The following is a 17,308-nucleotide window of genomic DNA, read 5'->3' as shown; positions in this document are numbered from 1 at the left end:
GGGCAGGCCGGCCCCCCCCGGGCGGGTGCACCCAACACGTGGGGGGCCCGGGCTGCCCGGCGATTGGGCCGGAGCAAGCAACTCAAGACAGTTGCGCCCACACATTCAGCGCTTATGGGGCGATTGAGGCCTGAAGCCTGGCGCGCAATCCGCTAGTCTTGCTTATCCATTGAAGGAGCCAAGGCCACCCATGTTCGAATCCGCCGAAATAGGACACAGCATCGACAAGGAGGCGTACGACGCCGAAGTGCCCGCGTTGCGCGAGGCGCTGCTCGAGGCCCAGTACGAACTCAAGCAGCAGGCGCGCTTCCCGGTGATCGTGCTGATCAACGGCATCGAAGGTGCCGGCAAAGGCGAGACGGTCAAGTTGCTCAATGAATGGATGGACCCGCGCCTGATCGAGGTGCGCACCTTCGACCAGCAGACCGACGAAGAACTGGCCCGCCCCCCGGCCTGGCGCTACTGGCGGGCCCTGCCGCCGAAAGGGCGGATGGGCGTGTTCTTCGGCAACTGGTACAGCCAGATGCTCCAGGGGCGGGTGCACGGCCTGTTCAAGGACGCCGTGCTCGACCAGGCCATCACCGGTGCCGAGCGCCTGGAGCAGATGCTCTGCGATGAAGGTGCGCTGATCATCAAGTTCTGGTTCCACCTGTCCAAGAAGCAGATGAAGGCCCGGCTCAAGGCGCTCAAGGACGACCCGCTGCACAGCTGGCGCATCAGCCCACTGGACTGGCAACAGTCGCAGACCTACGACCGTTTCGTGCGTTTCGGCGAGCGCGTGCTGCGCCGCACCAGCCGTGACTATGCGCCCTGGCACGTGATCGAGGGCGTCGACCCGTACTACCGCAGCCTGGCGGTGGGGCGCATTCTGCTGGAGAGCCTGCAGGCCGCGCTGGCCAGCGCACCGAGCACCAAGCACCAGGGCAACGTGGCCCCGCTGGGCCGCAGCATCGACCAGAAGAGCCTGCTCGGTGCCCTGGACCTGAGCCGGCGCCTGGACAAGGCCGACTACCAAGAACAACTGGTGACCGAGCAGGCGCGCCTGGCCGGCCTGCTGCGCCACAAGCAGATGCGTCGGCACGCCCTGGTGGCGGTATTCGAAGGCAACGACGCGGCAGGCAAGGGTGGGGCGATCCGCCGCGTGGCGGCCGCGCTCGACCCCCGCCAGTACCGCATCGTACCGGTGGCCGCGCCCACCGAGGAGGAACGCGCCCAGCCGTACCTATGGCGTTTCTGGCGCCATATCCCGGCGCGCGGCAAGTTCACTATCTTCGACCGCTCCTGGTATGGCCGGGTGCTGGTGGAGCGGGTCGAGGGGTTCTGCACGCCGGCCGACTGGATGCGTGCCTACGGCGAGATCAACGACTTCGAGGAACAGCTGACCAATGCCGGCGTGGTGGTGGTCAAGTTCTGGCTGGCGATCGACCCGCAGACCCAGTTGGAGCGCTTCGAGGAGCGCGAGCAGATCCCCTTCAAGCGCTACAAGATCACCGAGGAGGACTGGCGCAACCGCGACAAATGGGAGGTGTATGCCGAGGCGGTGGGGGACATGGTCGACCGGACCAGCACCGAGATCGCGCCATGGACGTTGGTGGAAGCCAACGACAAGCGTTGGGCGCGGGTGAAGGTGCTCAGGACGATCAACCAGGCGCTGGAGGCGGCGTTCGCCAAAGACAAGAAGTAGGCCCAATCGCCGGCAAGCCGGCTCCTACAGGTACTACGGTGCCTCTAGCCGGCTTGCCGGCGATTGGGGCATGACAGGCACCCATGCCTTCCCGGAATAACCCGATGAATTATTTTCCCGCCACTTTTCCCCAGCCCGATACTCCAAACCCCGTAGAATTTCCGCACCCTTCCCATGGGCCTGATTCGAGGACGCTATGCACATTTCTTCCGGACGCTGGGTCTATGGCCTGTTCCTGGCACTTCTGACCGCGCTGCTCTGGGGCATCCTGCCGATCAAGCTCAAGCAGGTCCTGCAGGTGATGGACCCGATGACCGTCACCTGGTACCGCCTGCTGGTGTCGGGCGGCCTGCTGTTCGCCTGGCTCGCGGCCAACCGGCGCCTGCCCTCGTTCGACAAGCTGGGGCGCAAGGGCTATGGCCTGGTGGCGGTGGCCGTGTGCGGGCTGGTGGGCAACTACGTTCTGTACTTGGTCGGGCTCAACCTGCTCAGTCCCGGTACCGCGCAACTGGTGGTACAGCTCGGCCCGGTATTGCTGCTGGTGGCCAGTGTGTTCGTGTTCAAGGAGCGCTTCAGCCTGGGGCAGGGCATGGGCTTGCTGGTACTGCTGGCCGGTTTCGGCCTGTTCTTCAACCAACGCCTGGAAGAACTGCTGACCTCGCTGGGCACCTACACCACCGGCGTGCTGACCATCATCCTGGCCACCAGCATCTGGGTGTTCTACGCCCTGAGCCAGAAGCAACTGCTGACGGTATGGCATTCGCAGCAGGTGATGATGGTGATCTATCTGTGCTGCGCGGTGCTGCTCACGCCCTGGGTGCATCCACTGGAAGCACTGCAGTTGAGCCCGCTGCAGGGGTGGTTGTTGCTGGCGTGCTGCCTCAACACCCTGGTGGCCTATGGCGCCTTCGCCGAGGCGCTGGCCCATTGGGAAGCTTCGCGGGTGAGCGCGACCTTGGCGCTGACGCCGCTGGTGACCTTCGTCGCAGTGGCGCTGGCGGCCTGGTTGTGGCCGGCGTATGTGCATGCCGAAGACATCAATGCCCTGGGATATGTGGGGGCGGTGACGGTGGTGCTGGGCTCGGCGCTGGTGGCCCTGGGACCTTCCTTGGTGGCCGGGTGGCGTGCGCGACGGGCCAGAATGCGCGCACGCGCCCTCTTGTAGGAGCGGCCTTGTGCCGCGATCGGGCGCGAAGCGGCCGTAAAACCTGCGACCGCGTTCTGCCAGGAGTGCCGTGCAAGCAGGGTCTATGGCCGCTTCGCGCCCGATCGCGGCACAAGGCCGCTCCTACAGGGGGCGTGCGTGTATTTGAGGATCAGCCTTTGGCCCCCGGAGCCAGCATGTTCTCCGGCCTCACCCACTGGTCGAATTGCTCGTTGGTCAGGTACTTCAGCTCCAGCGCCGCCTCACGCAACGTCTTGCCTTCGCTATAGGCCTTCTTGGCGATCTCCGCGGCCTTGTCGTAGCCGATATGCGGGTTCAGCGCCGTCACCAGCATCAGCCCCCGCTCCAGGTGCGCGGCCATCTGCTCGGCGTCCGGTTCGATGCCCGCCACGCAGTGCTGCTGGAAGTTGTGGCAGCCATCGGCCAGCAGCTCGATCGACTGCAGCAGGTTATGAATGATCACCGGCTTGAACACGTTCAGTTGCAAGTGCCCCTGGCTGGCGGCAAAGCCGATGGCGGCATCGTTGCCCAGCACCTGGCAGGCCAGCATCGACAGCGCCTCGCACTGGGTCGGGTTGACCTTGCCCGGCATGATCGAGCTGCCCGGCTCGTTGGCCGGCAGGCGTACCTCGGCCAGCCCCGCCCGGGGGCCCGAGCCGAGCAGGCGCAGGTCGTTGGCGATCTTCATCAGGGCCACGGCGAGGGTCTTGAGGGCGCCGGCCAGGGTGGTCAGCGGCTCATGGCCGGCGAGGGCGGCGAACTTGTTCGGTGCGGTGACGAAGGGCAGGCCCGACAGCGCTGCCAACTCCGCGGCGATGGCCTCGGCGAACCCGTGCGGGGCATTCAAGCCTGTGCCCACCGCAGTCCCGCCCTGGGCCAGTTCGCACACCGCCGGCAGGCTGGCGCGGATCGCCCGCTGGGCGTAGTCGAGCTGGGCGACGAACGCCGACAGCTCCTGGCCGAAGGTGATGGGGGTGGCGTCCATCATGTGGGTGCGGCCGGTCTTGACCAGGTGCTGGTGACGCGCCGACAGTTCCGCCAGCCCTGCCGACAGCTCGGCGATCGCCGGCAGCAGCTTGTGGTGCACCGCCTGGGCGGCGGCGATGTGCATGGCGGTGGGGAAGCAGTCGTTGGAGCTCTGGGAGCGGTTGACGTGGTCGTTCGGGTGCACCGGCGTCTTGCCGCCTCGACCCTTGCCGGCCAGCTCGTTGGCGCGGCCGGCGATCACCTCGTTGACGTTCATGTTGCTCTGGGTGCCGCTGCCGGTCTGCCAGACGACGAGCGGGAACTGGTCGTCATGTTCACCGGCGAGCACTTCGTCGGCAGCCTGCTCGATGAGCCGGGCGATGTCCGCCGGCAGGTCGCCGTTGCGGTCGTTGACGCGCGCGGCGGCCTTCTTGACCAGGGCCAGGGCGTGCAGCACGGCCAGGGGCATGCGCTCCTTGCCGATGGCGAAGTTGATCAGCGAACGCTGGGTCTGCGCGCCCCAGTAGGCGTCCTCTGGAACTTCGACCGGGCCCAGGCTGTCTGTCTCGATACGGCTCATACTGCGTTCACTCCTTTGTCTGTCCGAAACCGCAGTTTAGGCCTTGAATCGACAGAGCGGTTCCGTCGCTCGTCGCGCCACTTGAGCACTGTGCCCGCTGCGGCGCAGAATGCTCTTCTCTGAGGTAACCCCTCCCTCTCTTGAAGGAAATGCAATGACCCGTCTCCGTGCCCTTTGCGCCGCCGCTGCCGTTACCCTGGCCTTCGCCAGTGGCCAGGTCCTGGCCGCCACCGCCAGCCACAACGCCGCCGCGGAAAAATTCCTGACCCTGGCCAACGCCGACAAGCTGGGCACCCCGGTCTACATGCAGGTCCAGCAGATGTTCGCCCAGCGCTTCGCCCAGACCAAGGCGCCGACCTCCAAGCAAGCCGTGCTGGAGAGCTACCAGGCCAAGGCCAACGCCGCCCTGGACAACGCCATCGGCTGGAACAAGATCAAGCCGGACATGGTCAAGTTGTACACCGACACCTTCACCGAGGCCGAGCTCAAGGACCTGGTCAAGTTCTACGAGTCGCCGCTGGGCCGCAAGGTCATGCGCGAGATGCCCAAGGTCACCCAGCAGTCGGCCCAGATGACCCAGGCCAAGCTCGAGCCTGCGGTGCCTGTGGTCAACAAGCTGCTCGACGACATGACCAAGGAACTGGCCCCCAACGCCGGCAAGGCCGCACCCGCGAAGAAGTGAGTAACGCCCGATGAGCATGCAGCAACGCATCGAACAGCAGCTGGCGCCGCTGGCCACGCAGCACCTTGAAGTGCACAACGAAAGCCACATGCACAGCCGTGGCCAGGAGACCCACTACAAGGCGGTGCTGGTCAGCGAGCAGTTCGCCGGGTTGAACAGCGTCAAGCGCCACCAGAAGGTCTACGCCACCATGGGTGAGCTGATGGGGCAGATCCATGCCCTGGCCATCCACACCTATACCCCGGAGGAATGGGCGGCGGTCGGTGTCGCACCGGCCTCGCCGGTGTGCGCCGGCGGCGGGCACTGAATCCTTTCGGTCGTTCTGATACAATCCGCGACATTCCCTGGGGGCCGCTGCGCGGCCCATCGCCGGCAAGCCGGCTCCCACAGGTACAGTGCAGCGCTTGATGGCTGCGCCGAACCTGTGGGAGCCGGCTTGCCGGCGATGGGCTGCGCAGCAGCCCCCATGCTTTGTGTAGAACCCGGTCCGCCCCTTACGAGGGCGACCACCTGGAGAATCGATTCATGACCCAAGCTATCGTCGTGGCGGCGCTGTACAAGTTCGTCACCCTGGAAGACTACGTCGAGCTGCGCGAGCCGCTGCTCAAGACCATGGTCGACAACGGCGTCAAAGGCACCTTGCTGCTGGCCCTCGAAGGCATCAACGGCACCGTCTCGGGCACCCGTGAAGGCATCGATGGTCTGCTCGCCTGGCTGCGCAACGACCCGCGCCTGGTGGACATCGACCACAAGGAATCCTACTGCGACGAACAGCCGTTCTACCGCACCAAGGTCAAGCTCAAGAAAGAGATCGTCACCCTGGGCGTGCCGGGCGTGGACCCGAACCACAAGGTCGGCACCTACGTCGAGCCCAAGGACTGGAATGCCCTGATCAGCGACCCCGAGGTGCTGCTGATCGACACCCGCAACGACTACGAAGTGGCCATCGGCACCTTCAAGGGCGCCATCGACCCCAAGACCGAGACCTTCCGCCAGTTCCCCGAGTACATCAAGGCCAACTTCGACCCCAGCCGGCACAAGAAGGTTGCGATGTTCTGCACCGGCGGTATCCGCTGTGAAAAAGCCTCCAGCTACATGCTCGGTGAAGGCTTCGAGGAGGTCTATCATCTTAAGGGCGGCATCCTGAAATACTTCGAGGAAGTGCCTCAGGAAGAAAGCCTCTGGGACGGCGACTGCTTCGTCTTCGACAACCGCGTCACGGTGCGCCATGACCTGACCGAGGGCGAGTACGACCAGTGCCATGCCTGCCGCCACCCGATCAGCGTGGAGGACCGTGCGTCCGAACACTATTCGCCAGGCATCAGCTGCCCGCATTGCTGGGACAGCCTGAGCGAGAAGACCCGGCGCAGCGCCATCGACCGGCAGAAGCAGATCGAGCTGGCCAAGGCGCGCAACCTGCCTCACCCGATCGGTTACAACTACAAAGCCGAGGCTTGACTGCATGTCCGCACGCCTGCTGTATGTGATGGACCCGATGTGCTCCTGGTGCTGGGGCTTCGCCCCGGTGGCCGAGGCGCTGATCGCCCAGGCCCGTGCGGCCGGCGTGCCGACGCGCCTGGTGCCCGGCGGGCTGCGCTCGGGCAGCAGTGCCCTGGACGCCTCGACTCGCCGCTACATCCTCGAGCACTGGCAGGCGGTCGCCGAGGCCACCGGCCAGGCTTTTCGCTTCGAGGGCGCCATGCCTGACGGCTTCGTCTACGACACCGAGCCTGCCTGCCGCGCCCTGGTGGCTGCCCGCGAGCTCGATGCCGAGCGTGCCTGGCCATTGCTGGCAGCGATCCAGCAGGCCTTCTACGAGCAGGGCGTGGACGTCACCCGCGCCCCGCAGTTGGTAGAACTGGCCGAGCAGGTCGGTTTCGACCGTGCACGCTTCGCCGAAGCGTTCTCCAGCCCCGATACCCGTGCCGCCACCGCGGCCGACTTCAGTTGGGTGCAAGACCTCGGTATCGCCGGCTTCCCGACCCTGCTGGCCGAGCGCAATGGCCAGCTGGCCCTGCTGACCAACGGCTACCAGCCGCTGGAGCGTCTGCAACCCTTGCTCGGCCGCTGGCTGCAGCAGGCCGCTTGTGCTTGACCTGCCGGGGTCGTCCGACCCTGTGCCGGGGAAGGCCCCCGCTGTGCCCGATCGCTTGAGCTGGGCGGAAATCCGCCGCCTGGCCCTGCACCACAAGAAAGCCCTGTGGACCGCCAACCTGGTGGCCGTGCTCGCCGCCTTGTGCAGTGTGCCGATCCCGTTGCTGCTGCCGTTGCTGGTGGACGAAGTGCTGCTGGGCCATGGCGACGCCGCGCTCAAGTGGATGAACCACTTCCTGCCCGGCAGCTGGCAAGTGGCGGCCGGCTACATCGGCCTGATGCTGTTTGCCACCCTCGGCCTGCGCCTGGCCGCGCTGGCCTTCAACGTGGTCCAGGCCAGGCTGTTCGCGGGCCTGGCCAAGGACATCGTGTACCGTTTGCGCATCCGCCTGATCGAGCGGCTCAAGCGGATCTCCCTCAAGGAGTACGAAAGCCTGGGCAGCGGGACGGTGACCACGCACCTGGTCACCGACCTGGACACCCTGGACAAATTCGTCGGCGAGACCCTGAGCCGCTTCCTGGTGGCCGTGCTCACCCTCACCGGCACCGCCGCCATCCTGATCTGGATGCACTGGCAGCTGGCCATGCTGATCCTGCTGTTCAACCCGCTGGTGATCTACTTCACCGTGCAGTTGGGCAAGCGGGTCAAGCACCTGAAGAAGCTGGAGAACGACAGTACCGCGCGCTTCACCCAGGCCCTGGCCGAGACCCTGGATGCCATCCAGGAGGTGCGCGCCGGCAACCGCCAGGGCTATTTCCTCGGCCGCCTTGGCCTGCGGGCCCGGGAGGTGCGCGACTATGCTGTGGCCTCGCAGTGGAAAAGCGACGCCAGCGGCCGTGCCAGTGGGTTGTTGTTCCAGTTCGGCATCGATATCTTCCGTGCTGCGGCCATGCTCACGGTGCTGTTCTCCGACCTGTCCATCGGCCAGATGCTGGCGGTGTTCAGCTACCTGTGGTTCATGATCGGGCCGGTGGAGCAGTTGCTCAACCTGCAGTACGCCTATTATGCCGCCGGCGGCGCCCTGAGCCGGCTCAACGAGCTGCTGGCACGGGCCGACGAGCCCCAGTACCCGGCGGCCGTCGACCCCTTCGCCGGGCGCGACACGGTCGGCATCGAGGTGCGTGACCTGCGTTTCGCCTATGCCGAGGAGCCGGTGCTGGAACACCTGGACCTGTCCATCGCCGCCGGCGAGAAGGTGGCGATCGTGGGGGCCAGCGGTGGCGGCAAGAGCACCCTGGTGCAGTTGCTGCTGGGCCTGTACAGCGCCCAGGGCGGTACCATCCGCTTCGGCGGTGCGAGCCTTCAGGAAATCGGCTACGAGACCCTGCGCGAGAATGTCGCGGTGGTGTTGCAGCACCCTTCGCTGTTCAACGACAGCGTGCGCGCCAACCTCACCCTGGGCCGCGACTGCAGCGACGAGGCCTGCTGGCAGGCCCTGCGCATCGCCCAACTGGATGCCACCATCGCCGCCTTGCCCCAGGGCCTGGACAGCGTGGTGGGGCGCTCCGGCGTGCGCCTGTCGGGCGGCCAGCGCCAGCGCCTGGCGATCGCCCGCATGATCCTGGCCGAGCCCAAGGTGGTGATCCTCGACGAAGCCACCTCGGCCCTGGACGCCGCCACCGAGTACAACCTGCACCAGGCCATGGCGTGTTTCCTGAGCGGACGTACCACCTTGATCATCGCCCACCGCTTGTCTGCGGTTAAGCAGGCGGACCGGGTACTGGTGTTCGACGGTGGGCACGTGGCCGAGGATGGCGATCACCAGCAGTTGATCGCCGAGGGTGGCCTGTATGCCAAACTGTATGGGCATTTGCAGCAGACTTGAACACCCCTGTGGGAGCGGGCTTGCCCCGCGATTGGGCCGGGCAGCGGCCCCTTCCAGGCTCTAAAATACCCGTCGAATCCCTGGCAAATGGCCTACGCTGTGCTTGTCTGGGTCGACATGCGCCTACCTGTTCGGTGACAAGGATTACATGAAGGGAAATCGGACTCTCGAAGCGCCGAAGTTGCTGGGCATCACCTGGCCGTTCGTCGCTGTTGTGATTTTCCAGGTGCTGCTGGGCAGCATGAGCCTTTATGCCATGTCCGCCGTGCGCGCCTATGTCGCGGGCGAAAGCCTGTGGTCCAAAGCCCAGAAGGACGCCATCTACTACCTCAGCCTGTATGCCGACACCCGCGACGAGCGCACCTACCAGCGCTACCTGCAGGCCACCGAGGTGCCCAAGGGCGACCGCGAGTTGCGCCTGGCGCTGGACCAGTCCAACCCGGATGTGGAGGCCGCGCGCAAGGGCATCCTGCAAGGCGGCAACCACCCCGACGACGTCGCCCGGATCATCTGGTTCTATCGCAACTTTCGCCATATCAGCTACATGGAAACGGCCATCGCCTACTGGGACATCGGCGACGACTACCTGCGTCAACTGGACGTGGTGGCCAACGAAATGCGTGCAGGTTTCACCCAGGGCCAGGTCACCCCGGCGCAAGTCAACGCCTGGCGGGCCCGCATCGTTGCCATCAATGAAGGCGTGACGCCGGCCGCCAGGGCCTTCAGCGATGCCCTGGGGGAAGGTTCGCGCATGCTGTTGCGCGTGCTGCTGATCACCAACCTGGCCACGGCCTTGTTCCTGATCACCATCGCCTGGCGCCGTTCGAGCAAGCTGCTGGGCCAGCGCCAGGCCTTCGCCCAGGCCTTGCAGGCCGAGCGCGAGCGCGCGCAGATCACCTTGCAGTCGATCGGCGATGCGGTGATCACCACCGACGTCGACGGCCTCATCGTCTACATGAACCCCGCTGCCGAACTGCTCACCCACTGGCCGGCCGGCCAGGCCCAGGGGATGCCCCTGGCGGCGTTGTTCAGCCTGGTGGACGAGCATGCCGAGCATGACAACCGCACCTTGGTCGAGCAGGTGCTCAGCGGCAGCCTCAAGGGGGGCTCCGAGCATGCCCGGCTGATCCAGCGCCTGGATGGCAGCACGGTGTCGATCAGCCTGGTGGGTTCGCCGATCTACAGCGACAACCAGGTGACCGGCCTGGTGCTGGCGCTACACGACATGACCCAGGAACGCCAGTACATCGCCAACCTGTCCTGGCAGGCGACTCACGATGCCTTGACCGGCCTCGCCAACCGTCGCGAGTTCGAATATCGCCTGGAACAGGCGCTCAACGGCCTGACCCGTCAGGCCGGGCGACATTCATTGATGTTCCTGGACCTGGACCAGTTCAAGCTGGTCAATGACACCAGTGGCCATGCCGCAGGCGATGAGCTGTTGCGGCATATCTGTGCGGTGCTGCAGGCGGGCCTGCGTGAAGGCGATACCCTGGCGCGCCTGGGCGGCGACGAATTCGGTGTGTTGCTGGAAAACTGCCCGCCGGAGCAGGCCGAGCGCATCGCCGAGCAGCTGCGCCAGGCCGTGCAGACCCTGCACTTCGTGTGGAAGGGGCGACCCTTCGTCACCACCGTGAGCATCGGCCTTGTGCACATCGCCCAGCCGGCCGGCACCCTGGAGGCATCTCTACGCGCCGCCGACATGGCCTGCTACATGGCCAAGGAAAAGGGGCGCAACCGGGTGCAGGTGTACCACCCCGACGACAGCGAACTGTCGCTGCGCTTCGGCGAAATGGCCTGGATCCAGCGCCTGCATGTGGCCCTGGAGGAAAACCGCTTCTGCCTGTATGCCCAGGAAATCGCCCCGCTGACTGCTATCGAGGGGCCGGGGCATCTGGAGATCCTGCTGCGCCTGCATGACGAAAGCGGCCGCACCATCCTGCCCAGCACCTTCATTCCTGCCGCCGAACGCTACGGCATGATGACTGCCCTGGATCGCTGGGTGGTGCGCAACGTGTTCCAGGTCATCCGCCAAAGCCTGGACGAAGGCCGGGATGGCCCGCTGGCCATGTGCGCCATCAACCTGTCGGGCTCGAGCATCGGCGATGACAAGTTCCTGGAGTACCTGCACCGCTTGTTCGAGGAGTTCCGCATACCGCCGCGGCTGGTCTGTTTCGAAATTACCGAGACCAGCGCTATCGCCAATCTCGGCAGTGCCATTCGCTTCATCAATGAATTGAAAGGCCTGGGCTGCAAGTTCTCCCTGGACGACTTCTGTGCCGGGATGTCGTCATTCGCGTACTTGAAACATCTGCCTGTAGACTTCCTGAAGATCGACGGAAGTTTCGTCAAAGACATGCTCGATGACCCCATCAACCGTGCCATGGTCGAGGTGATCAATCACATCGGCCATGTCATGGGCAAGCGGACCATCGCCGAGTTCGTCGAGACGCCGTTGATCGAGCAGGCGTTGCAGGAAATCGGCGTGGATTATGCCCAGGGTTACCTCATCGAGCGGCCGCAGGTATTCACCTGCGACAGCCTGCAACGCCAACGAATAGCCGCAAGGCCCCTGTTGCACCGGGCGCCTGGGACCTTTCGTTAAAAAAGGAGCCGTCCGGATGATCACATGATTCAAGGAGCTGGAAAGTGATTGATACATTCGTTCGGATCGGTCCTCTGATGGACCCTGCAAGCTACCCCACCTGGGCCCAGCAACTGCTCGAAGACTGCCGTGAAAGCAAGCGGCGGGTGGTGGAGCATGAGTTCTACCAGCGCCTGCGCGATGGCGAGCTCAAGCAGCAAACCATCCGCCAGTACCTGATCGGTGGCTGGCCGGTGGTCGAGCAGTTCTCGCTGTACATGGCCCACAACATCACCAAGACCCGCTACGCCCGCCACCCCGGCGAGGACATGGCGCGGCGCTGGCTGATGCGCAACATCCGCGTCGAGCTCAACCATGCCGACTACTGGTTGCACTGGTGCCAGGCCCATGGCGTGAGCCTGGCCGACCTGCAGGCCCAGGAGGTGCCACCGGAGCTCAATGGCCTCAACGACTGGTGCTGGCGGGTATGCGCCACCGAGTCGTTGGCGCTGTCGATGGCTGCCACCAACTATGCCATCGAAGGCGCCACCGGTGAGTGGGCGGCGCTGGTGTGCTCGACCGATACCTATGCCCAGGGCTTCCCTGACGCGATTCGCAAGCGGGCGATGAAGTGGCTGAAGTTGCATGCGCAGTACGATGATGCGCACCCCTGGGAGGCGCTGGAGATCATCTGTACGCTGGCCGGGGAGAACCCGACCCAGGGGCTCAGGAGCGAACTGCGCAGGACCATCTGCAAGAGCTATGACTGCATGTTCCTGTTCCTGGAGCGGTGCATGCAGCTGGAGAATCGCCAGCAAGAGCGGATGAGGCCGGCACTGGCGGCCGGCTGACAGGCCCTATCGCCGGCAAGCCGGCTCCCACTTGTCCTGCGCTGTTTTCAGAGACACCGCAATACCTGTGGGAGCCGGCTTGCCGGCGATTACGTCAGCCCAGGCAGCTCTTATTGAGCGTTGAACGCCTGCCCGTTCACCCCAGCGCTGTCCGGCCCCATCAGGTACAGGTACACCGGCATGATCTCTTCGGGCAGCGGGTTGTTCTGCGGATTTTCGCTCGGGTAGGCCTGGGCGCGCATGGCGGTGCGGGTCGCGCCCGGGTTGATGCTGTTGGCACGCACCGGTGCTACGCCTTCCAGCTCGTCGGCCAGGGTCTGCATCAGGCCCTCGGTGGCGAACTTCGACACCCCATAGGCACCCCAGTACGCCCGGCCCTTGCGCCCGACGCTGCTGGAGGTGAACACCACCGAGGCGTCCTCGGACAGCTTGAGCAGCGGCAGCAGGGTGCTGGTCAACATGAAGGTGGCGTTGACGTTGATGTGCATCACCCGCATGAAGTTGTCGCCCGAGAGCTGCTCCAGCGGCGTGCGCGGGCCGATGATCGAGGCGTTGTTGAGCAGCCCGTCGAGGCGCCCGAACTGGTCCTCGATCATCACCGCCAGCTCGTTGTACTGGTGGGGCAGGGCGGTTTCCAGGTTGAACGGGATCACCACCGGCTGCGGGTGGCCGGCGGCCTCGATCTGGTCGTAGACCTCGTTGAGGTTGGCCTCGGTCTTGCCCAGCAGCAGCACCGTGGCGCCCAGGGCGGCATAGGCCTTGGCGGCGGCGGCACCGATGCCACGGCCGGCGCCGGTGACCAGGATGATCCGGCCTTTGAGCAGGTCGGGGCGGGCGGTGTAGTCGAACATGTCAGGTGTCCTTGTTCATAAATCTTGCGCGAACCCTTGTGGGGGCAAACCCGCTCCCACAGGAATTGCGGTGCCAGATGTTCAGCAGCCGCACAGCGCGCTGTCGATCACCTTGCGCAGGTCCAACGGGTGGTCCACCACCACATCGGCCCCCCAGTTGTTGGGGTTGTCCTGAGGATGAATATAGCCATAACGCACCGCCGCCGTGCGGGTGCCGGCGTCGCGGCCGGACTCGATGTCGCGCAGGTCGTCGCCCACGAACAGGACGCTGGCCGGGTCCAGGTCGAGGGTCTTGCAGGCCAGGATCAGCGGCTCGGGGTCGGGCTTGCTGTTCTTGACGTGGTCCGGGCAGATCAGCAGGGCCGAGCGCTCGGCCAGGCCCAGGCGCTGCATGATGGGTTCGGCGAAACGCACCGGCTTGTTGGTCACCACGCCCCACAGCAGGTTGCCTTTCTCGATGTCCTCGAGCAGCTCGGCCATGCCGTCGAACAGCTTGCTGTGCACGGCGCAGTCGCGCTGGTAGCGCTCCAGGAACTCCAGGCGCAGGGCCTCGAAGCCTTCGGCGTCCGGGTCCAGGGCGAAGGTGGCCGCGACCATGGCGCGGGCGCCGCCGGAGATCACGTCGCGGATGCGCTGATCGTCGATGGCCGGCAGGCCCCGGTCGGCCAGCATGCCCTGGCAGATGGCGATGAAGTCCGGCGCGGTGTCCAGCAGGGTGCCATCCATGTCGAAGAGTACGGCTCGCAAACGCATGCTTATTCCTCGCGCAGGGTCTGGATCATGTAGTTGACGTCCACGTCGCTGCTGAGCTTGTAGTGCTTGGTCAGCGGGTTGTAGGTCAGGCCGATGATGTCCTTGACCTCCAGGCCTGCGGTGCGGCTCCAGGCCCCCAGCTCGGACGGGCGGATGAATTTCTTGAAGTCGTGGGTGCCGCGCGGCAGCATCTTGAGGATGTACTCGGCGCCGACGATGGCCAGCAGGTAGGCCTTGGGGTTGCGGTTGATGGTGGAGAAGAACACCTGGCCGCCGGGTTTGACCAGGCGGTGGCAGGCGCGGATCACCGAGGATGGATCCGGCACGTGTTCGAGCATCTCGAGGCAGGTGACCACGTCGAACTGGCCGGCCATTTCCTCGGCCATGTCCTCGGCGGTGATGCGCCGGTATTGCACTTCGACACCTGACTCCAGCTGGTGCAGTTGGGCCACCGCCAGCGGCGCCTCGCCCATGTCGATGCCGGTGACGCTGGCGCCACGCAGGGCCATGGCCTCACTGAGGATGCCGCCGCCGCAGCCGACGTCCAGTATCTTCTTGCCGGCCAGGCCCACGCGCTCGTCGATCCAGTTGACCCGCAGCGGGTTGATGTCGTGCAGCGGCTTGAACTCGCTCTCGCGGTCCCACCAACGGTGGGCCAGGGCTTCGAACTTGGCGATTTCGGCGTGGTCGACGTTGCTCATGGAACAATCCTCTGAATCTTCGATAAAAGTGTTACTGGCGCAAGCCTTGGCTGGCAGCCGGTCATTCGTTGCCTGCGATGCGCGCGCCCCAGGCGCGGGCGGTGGCCGTCAGGGCCTGTTCGTCCATCTGCACCAGGCGGCGCTCGTCGAGCAGTTGCCGGCCGGCGACCCAGACGTGCCGCGCGCAGTCGCGGCCGGTGGCGTAGATCAGTTGTGAAACCGGGTCGTGGACCGGCTGCTGGGCCAGCCCCGACAGGTCGAAGGCCACCAGGTCGGCCGCTTTGCCCAGCTCCAGCGAACCGGTGACGGCCTCAAGACCCAGGGCGCGGGCGCCGTTGAGCGTGGCCATGCGCAGCGCTCGGTGGGCATCCAGTGCCGTGGCCGAACCTGCCACCGCCTTGGCCAGCAGGGCTGCGGTGCGGGTTTCGCCGAGCAGGTCCAGGTCGTTGTTGCTGGCTGCGCCATCGGTGCCCACTGCCACATTGACGCCGGCCTGCCACAGGCGTTCCACCGGGCAGAAGCCGCTGGCCAGCTTGAGGTTGGATTCGGGGCAGTGCACCACGCTGGTGTCGCTTTCTACCAGCAGGGCCAGGTCGTCGTCGCTGACCTGGGTCATGTGCACCGCCTGCAGGCGCGGGCCCAGCAGGCCCAGGCGGGCCAGGCGCGCCAGCGGCCGCTCGCCGCTGTCGGCCACGGCCTGTTCGACTTCGCCGGCGGTCTCGTGGATGTGCATGTGCAGCGGCGCGTCCAGCTGGTCGGCGATGACGCGGATCTTCTCCAGGTTCTCGTCGCTGACCGTGTAGGGCGCGTGCGGCCCGAGGGCGATGCTGATGCGCGGGTGGTGGCGCAGGTCATCGAACAGCTCGATGGCCTGGTGCAGGCCTTCGTCCGGCGTGCGGGCGCCGGGGATGGAGACGTCCAGCAACGGCACGGCGATTTGCGCGCGGATACCGCTGCGGTGCACTCGGTCGCAGGCCTCCCGGGGGAAGAAATACATGTCGGCGAAGCAGGTGATGCCGCCCTTGAGCATTTCGGCGATGGCCAGGTCCGTGCCGTCGCGCACGAAGGCTTCATCGACCCAGCGGCCCTCGGCCGGCCAGATGTGCGCCTTGAGCCAGGTCATCAGCGGCAGGTCGTCGGCCAGGCCGCGCAGCAGGGTCATGGCCGCATGGCCGTGGGCGTTGATCAGCCCCGGACACAGCAGGCAATCGGGCAACTCGCGCACCTCATGCGCCGCGGGCGCCCGGTCGCGTGGGCCGAGCCAGGCGATCAGCCCGTCGCGGATGCCCAGCGCGTGTTCCACGAGCACCACCCCGGCCGGCTCCACGGGGACCAGCCAGCCCGGCACGAGCAGCAGGTCGAGGGGGGAGGGGGCTGTGGGCATGCGTGGGGCACCTGGTTCTGATAAATAGAACGCGCAGTATACCCGAGCGCCCGTGACAGAGGCTCGCTATAATCGGCCGCTTTTGATCAGCGAACGACGGGGAGAGGCGATGCGCGAGCGACTTTTGGCGGCGGAGAAGGTGACCGGCATCCAGTGGCGGGATGGCACCTTGCATCTGCTCGACCAGCGCCTGCTGCCTGCGCGTGAGCACTGGCTGGCCTGCACCGACGTGGCTTCGGTAGTGCAGGCGATCCGCCAGATGGTCGTGCGCGGGGCCTCGGCCATCGGCATCAGCGCCGCCTACGGCCTGGTGCTCGCCGTGCGCCAGCGCCTGGCCGAGGGCGAGGACTGGGAGCATGCGCTGGAAGAAGACTTCCTCGCCCTGGCCGAGGCCCGCCCCACCGCCGCCAACCTGTTCTGGTCGCTCAACCGCATGCGCGAACGCCTGCAGCGGCTGCGCGCCGACGAAGACGTGCTGGCGGCGATGGAGGCCGAGGCGATGGCCATCCACGAAAGTGACCGCGAAGCCAACCTGACCATGGCCCAGCATGGCATCGAGCTGATCCGCCGGCAGCAGGGCAACGCCCAGGCCCTGCTCACCTACGGCAATGCCGGTGCCCTGGCCAGCGGCGGTTTCGGCAGCGCGCTGGGGGTGATCCGGGCGGCCTACCTGGAGGGTATGGTCGAACGGGTGTACGCCGGCGAGACCCGCCCCTGGCTGCACGGCTCGCGCCTGACCGCCTGGGAGCTGGCCCATGAAGGCATCCCGGCGACGCTGTGCGCCGACTCGGCCATGACGCACCTGATGAAGACCAAGGGCATCACCTGGGTGGTGGTGGGCGCGGACTGCATCGCCGCCAACGGCGATGTGGCCGGCAAGATCGGCACCTACCAGCTGGCGGTGGCTGCCATGCACCATGGCGTGCGTTTCATGGTGGTGGCGCCGAGTACCACCATCGACCTCAACCTGGCCACCGGCGAGGATATCCCGCTGGAAGAGCGTGAGGCCGACGAGTTGCTGGATGTGGGCGGCAATCGGGTCGCTGCCGAGGTCGAGGTGTACAACCCGGTATTCGATGTGACGCCAGCGGACCTGGTCGATGTGATCGTGACCGAGCGGGGCGTGGTCGAACGGCCCGATACGGCCAAGATTGCGCAGTTGATTTGTCGCAAGCGTTTGCACTGAC

15 protein-coding genes are annotated in these 17,308 nt (G+C 65.9%); 10 read left to right on the top strand and 5 right to left on the bottom strand.

What is annotated here, in order from left to right; genetic code table 11:
• Positions 1 to 190: 190 nt before the first annotated feature.
• Positions 191 to 1,684 (top strand): polyphosphate:AMP phosphotransferase, encoded by a 1,494-nt coding sequence (gene pap / locus ACNFCI_RS07690; RefSeq protein WP_084854899.1) that lies wholly within the window; start codon positions 191 to 193, stop codon positions 1,682 to 1,684.
• Between the two features lie 196 nt (positions 1,685 to 1,880).
• Positions 1,881 to 2,849, top strand: coding sequence for a DMT family transporter (locus ACNFCI_RS07685; protein WP_084854900.1), 969 nt, complete (start codon positions 1,881 to 1,883; stop codon positions 2,847 to 2,849).
• Between the two features lie 151 nt (positions 2,850 to 3,000).
• On the opposite strand, the gene ACNFCI_RS07680 is transcribed toward ACNFCI_RS07685, so the two are convergent.
• Positions 3,001 to 4,395 (bottom strand): class II fumarate hydratase, encoded by a 1,395-nt coding sequence (locus tag ACNFCI_RS07680; RefSeq protein ID WP_084854901.1) that lies wholly within the window; start codon positions 4,393 to 4,395, stop codon positions 3,001 to 3,003.
• A 154-nt stretch (positions 4,396 to 4,549) separates the two neighbouring features.
• Between ACNFCI_RS07680 and ACNFCI_RS07675 the strand changes: the two genes are divergently transcribed.
• The 7 genes from ACNFCI_RS07675 (at position 4,550) to ACNFCI_RS07645 (ending at position 12,432) form a co-directional block, all read left to right on the top strand.
• Positions 4,550 to 5,077: a DUF2059 domain-containing protein gene (locus ACNFCI_RS07675; protein WP_368830289.1), complete on the top strand. Its 528-nt coding sequence runs from the start codon at positions 4,550 to 4,552 to the stop codon at positions 5,075 to 5,077.
• A 10-nt stretch (positions 5,078 to 5,087) separates the two neighbouring features.
• A complete protein-coding gene (locus ACNFCI_RS07670; protein WP_196145737.1) occupies positions 5,088 to 5,384 on the top strand; it encodes a BolA family protein in 297 nt (98 codons plus the stop codon).
• A 218-nt stretch (positions 5,385 to 5,602) separates the two neighbouring features.
• Entirely contained in the window at positions 5,603 to 6,535 is a 933-nt protein-coding gene (locus ACNFCI_RS07665) for a rhodanese-related sulfurtransferase (protein ID WP_084854904.1), read from the top strand.
• Between the two features lie 4 nt (positions 6,536 to 6,539).
• The gene (locus ACNFCI_RS07660; protein WP_416767749.1) at positions 6,540 to 7,172 is read left to right on the top strand and encodes a DsbA family protein; all 633 of its coding nucleotides are present in this window, start codon (positions 6,540 to 6,542) and stop codon (positions 7,170 to 7,172) included.
• Positions 7,165 to 8,997: an ABC transporter ATP-binding protein gene (locus ACNFCI_RS07655; RefSeq protein ID WP_324816955.1), complete on the top strand. Its 1,833-nt coding sequence runs from the start codon at positions 7,165 to 7,167 to the stop codon at positions 8,995 to 8,997. Before ACNFCI_RS07660 ends, ACNFCI_RS07655 begins: the two co-directional genes overlap by 8 nt.
• A 148-nt stretch (positions 8,998 to 9,145) precedes the next feature.
• Positions 9,146 to 11,602: an EAL domain-containing protein gene (locus ACNFCI_RS07650; protein WP_324816952.1), complete on the top strand. Its 2,457-nt coding sequence runs from the start codon at positions 9,146 to 9,148 to the stop codon at positions 11,600 to 11,602.
• A 44-nt stretch (positions 11,603 to 11,646) separates the two neighbouring features.
• Positions 11,647 to 12,432 carry a TenA family transcriptional regulator gene (locus tag ACNFCI_RS07645; RefSeq protein ID WP_324816950.1) on the top strand — a complete coding sequence of 262 codons (786 nt, stop codon included), beginning with the start codon at positions 11,647 to 11,649 and terminating at the stop codon, positions 12,430 to 12,432.
• A 110-nt stretch (positions 12,433 to 12,542) separates the two neighbouring features.
• Here ACNFCI_RS07645 and ACNFCI_RS07640 read toward each other — a convergent pair whose 3' ends face one another.
• The 4 genes from ACNFCI_RS07640 to ACNFCI_RS07625 all read right to left on the bottom strand — a co-directional run bounded on the left by ACNFCI_RS07640 (position 12,543) and on the right by ACNFCI_RS07625 (position 16,121).
• Complete coding sequence (locus ACNFCI_RS07640) at positions 12,543 to 13,283, bottom strand: YciK family oxidoreductase (protein WP_084854909.1); 741 nt, start codon at positions 13,281 to 13,283, stop codon at positions 12,543 to 12,545.
• 81 nt (positions 13,284 to 13,364) lie between these two features.
• The gene (gene mupP / locus ACNFCI_RS07635) at positions 13,365 to 14,036 is read right to left on the bottom strand and encodes an N-acetylmuramic acid 6-phosphate phosphatase MupP (RefSeq protein ID WP_084854910.1); all 672 of its coding nucleotides are present in this window, start codon (positions 14,034 to 14,036) and stop codon (positions 13,365 to 13,367) included.
• Between the two features lie 2 nt (positions 14,037 to 14,038).
• Positions 14,039 to 14,737 (bottom strand): bifunctional 2-polyprenyl-6-hydroxyphenol methylase/3-demethylubiquinol 3-O-methyltransferase UbiG, encoded by a 699-nt coding sequence (gene ubiG, locus ACNFCI_RS07630; RefSeq protein WP_416767747.1) that lies wholly within the window; start codon positions 14,735 to 14,737, stop codon positions 14,039 to 14,041.
• Positions 14,738 to 14,798: 61 nt separating this feature from the next.
• Positions 14,799 to 16,121, bottom strand: a complete 1,323-nt coding sequence (locus ACNFCI_RS07625; RefSeq protein WP_084854912.1) for a TRZ/ATZ family hydrolase — start codon at positions 16,119 to 16,121, stop codon at positions 14,799 to 14,801.
• 109 nt (positions 16,122 to 16,230) lie between these two features.
• Between ACNFCI_RS07625 and mtnA the strand changes: the two genes are divergently transcribed.
• Positions 16,231 to 17,307, top strand: a complete 1,077-nt coding sequence (gene mtnA, locus ACNFCI_RS07620; protein WP_084854913.1) for an S-methyl-5-thioribose-1-phosphate isomerase — start codon at positions 16,231 to 16,233, stop codon at positions 17,305 to 17,307.
• The last annotated feature ends 1 nt before the right edge of the window (position 17,308 follow it).

Source organism: Pseudomonas sp. NY15356, assembly GCF_048068175.1.
Taxonomy (GTDB): domain Bacteria; phylum Pseudomonadota; class Gammaproteobacteria; order Pseudomonadales; family Pseudomonadaceae; genus Aquipseudomonas; species Aquipseudomonas putida_K.
Note: the sequence above shows the minus strand (reverse complement) of the source record. Positions and strands in the feature narration are given on the sequence as shown.

Bases quoted from the DNA above. Each gene is read 5' to 3' on its own strand.
- ubiG (WP_416767747.1), bottom strand. From the start codon at position 14,737: ATGAGCAACGTCGACCACGCCGAAATCGCCAAGTTCGAAGCCCTGGCC.
- ACNFCI_RS07685 (WP_084854900.1), top strand. From the start codon at position 1,881: ATGCACATTTCTTCCGGACGCTGGGTCTATGGCCTGTTCCTGGCACTT.
- ACNFCI_RS07660 (WP_416767749.1), top strand. From the start codon at position 6,540: ATGTCCGCACGCCTGCTGTATGTGATGGACCCGATGTGCTCCTGGTGC.
- ACNFCI_RS07640 (WP_084854909.1), bottom strand. From the start codon at position 13,283: ATGTTCGACTACACCGCCCGCCCCGACCTGCTCAAAGGCCGGATCATC.
- mtnA (WP_084854913.1), top strand. From the start codon at position 16,231: ATGCGCGAGCGACTTTTGGCGGCGGAGAAGGTGACCGGCATCCAGTGG.
- ACNFCI_RS07650 (WP_324816952.1), top strand. From the start codon at position 9,146: ATGAAGGGAAATCGGACTCTCGAAGCGCCGAAGTTGCTGGGCATCACC.
- ACNFCI_RS07665 (WP_084854904.1), top strand. From the start codon at position 5,603: ATGACCCAAGCTATCGTCGTGGCGGCGCTGTACAAGTTCGTCACCCTG.
- pap (WP_084854899.1), top strand. From the start codon at position 191: ATGTTCGAATCCGCCGAAATAGGACACAGCATCGACAAGGAGGCGTAC.
- ACNFCI_RS07675 (WP_368830289.1), top strand. From the start codon at position 4,550: ATGACCCGTCTCCGTGCCCTTTGCGCCGCCGCTGCCGTTACCCTGGCC.
- ACNFCI_RS07670 (WP_196145737.1), top strand. From the start codon at position 5,088: ATGAGCATGCAGCAACGCATCGAACAGCAGCTGGCGCCGCTGGCCACG.
- ACNFCI_RS07625 (WP_084854912.1), bottom strand. From the start codon at position 16,121: ATGCCCACAGCCCCCTCCCCCCTCGACCTGCTGCTCGTGCCGGGCTGG.
- ACNFCI_RS07680 (WP_084854901.1), bottom strand. From the start codon at position 4,395: ATGAGCCGTATCGAGACAGACAGCCTGGGCCCGGTCGAAGTTCCAGAG.
- mupP (WP_084854910.1), bottom strand. From the start codon at position 14,036: ATGCGTTTGCGAGCCGTACTCTTCGACATGGATGGCACCCTGCTGGAC.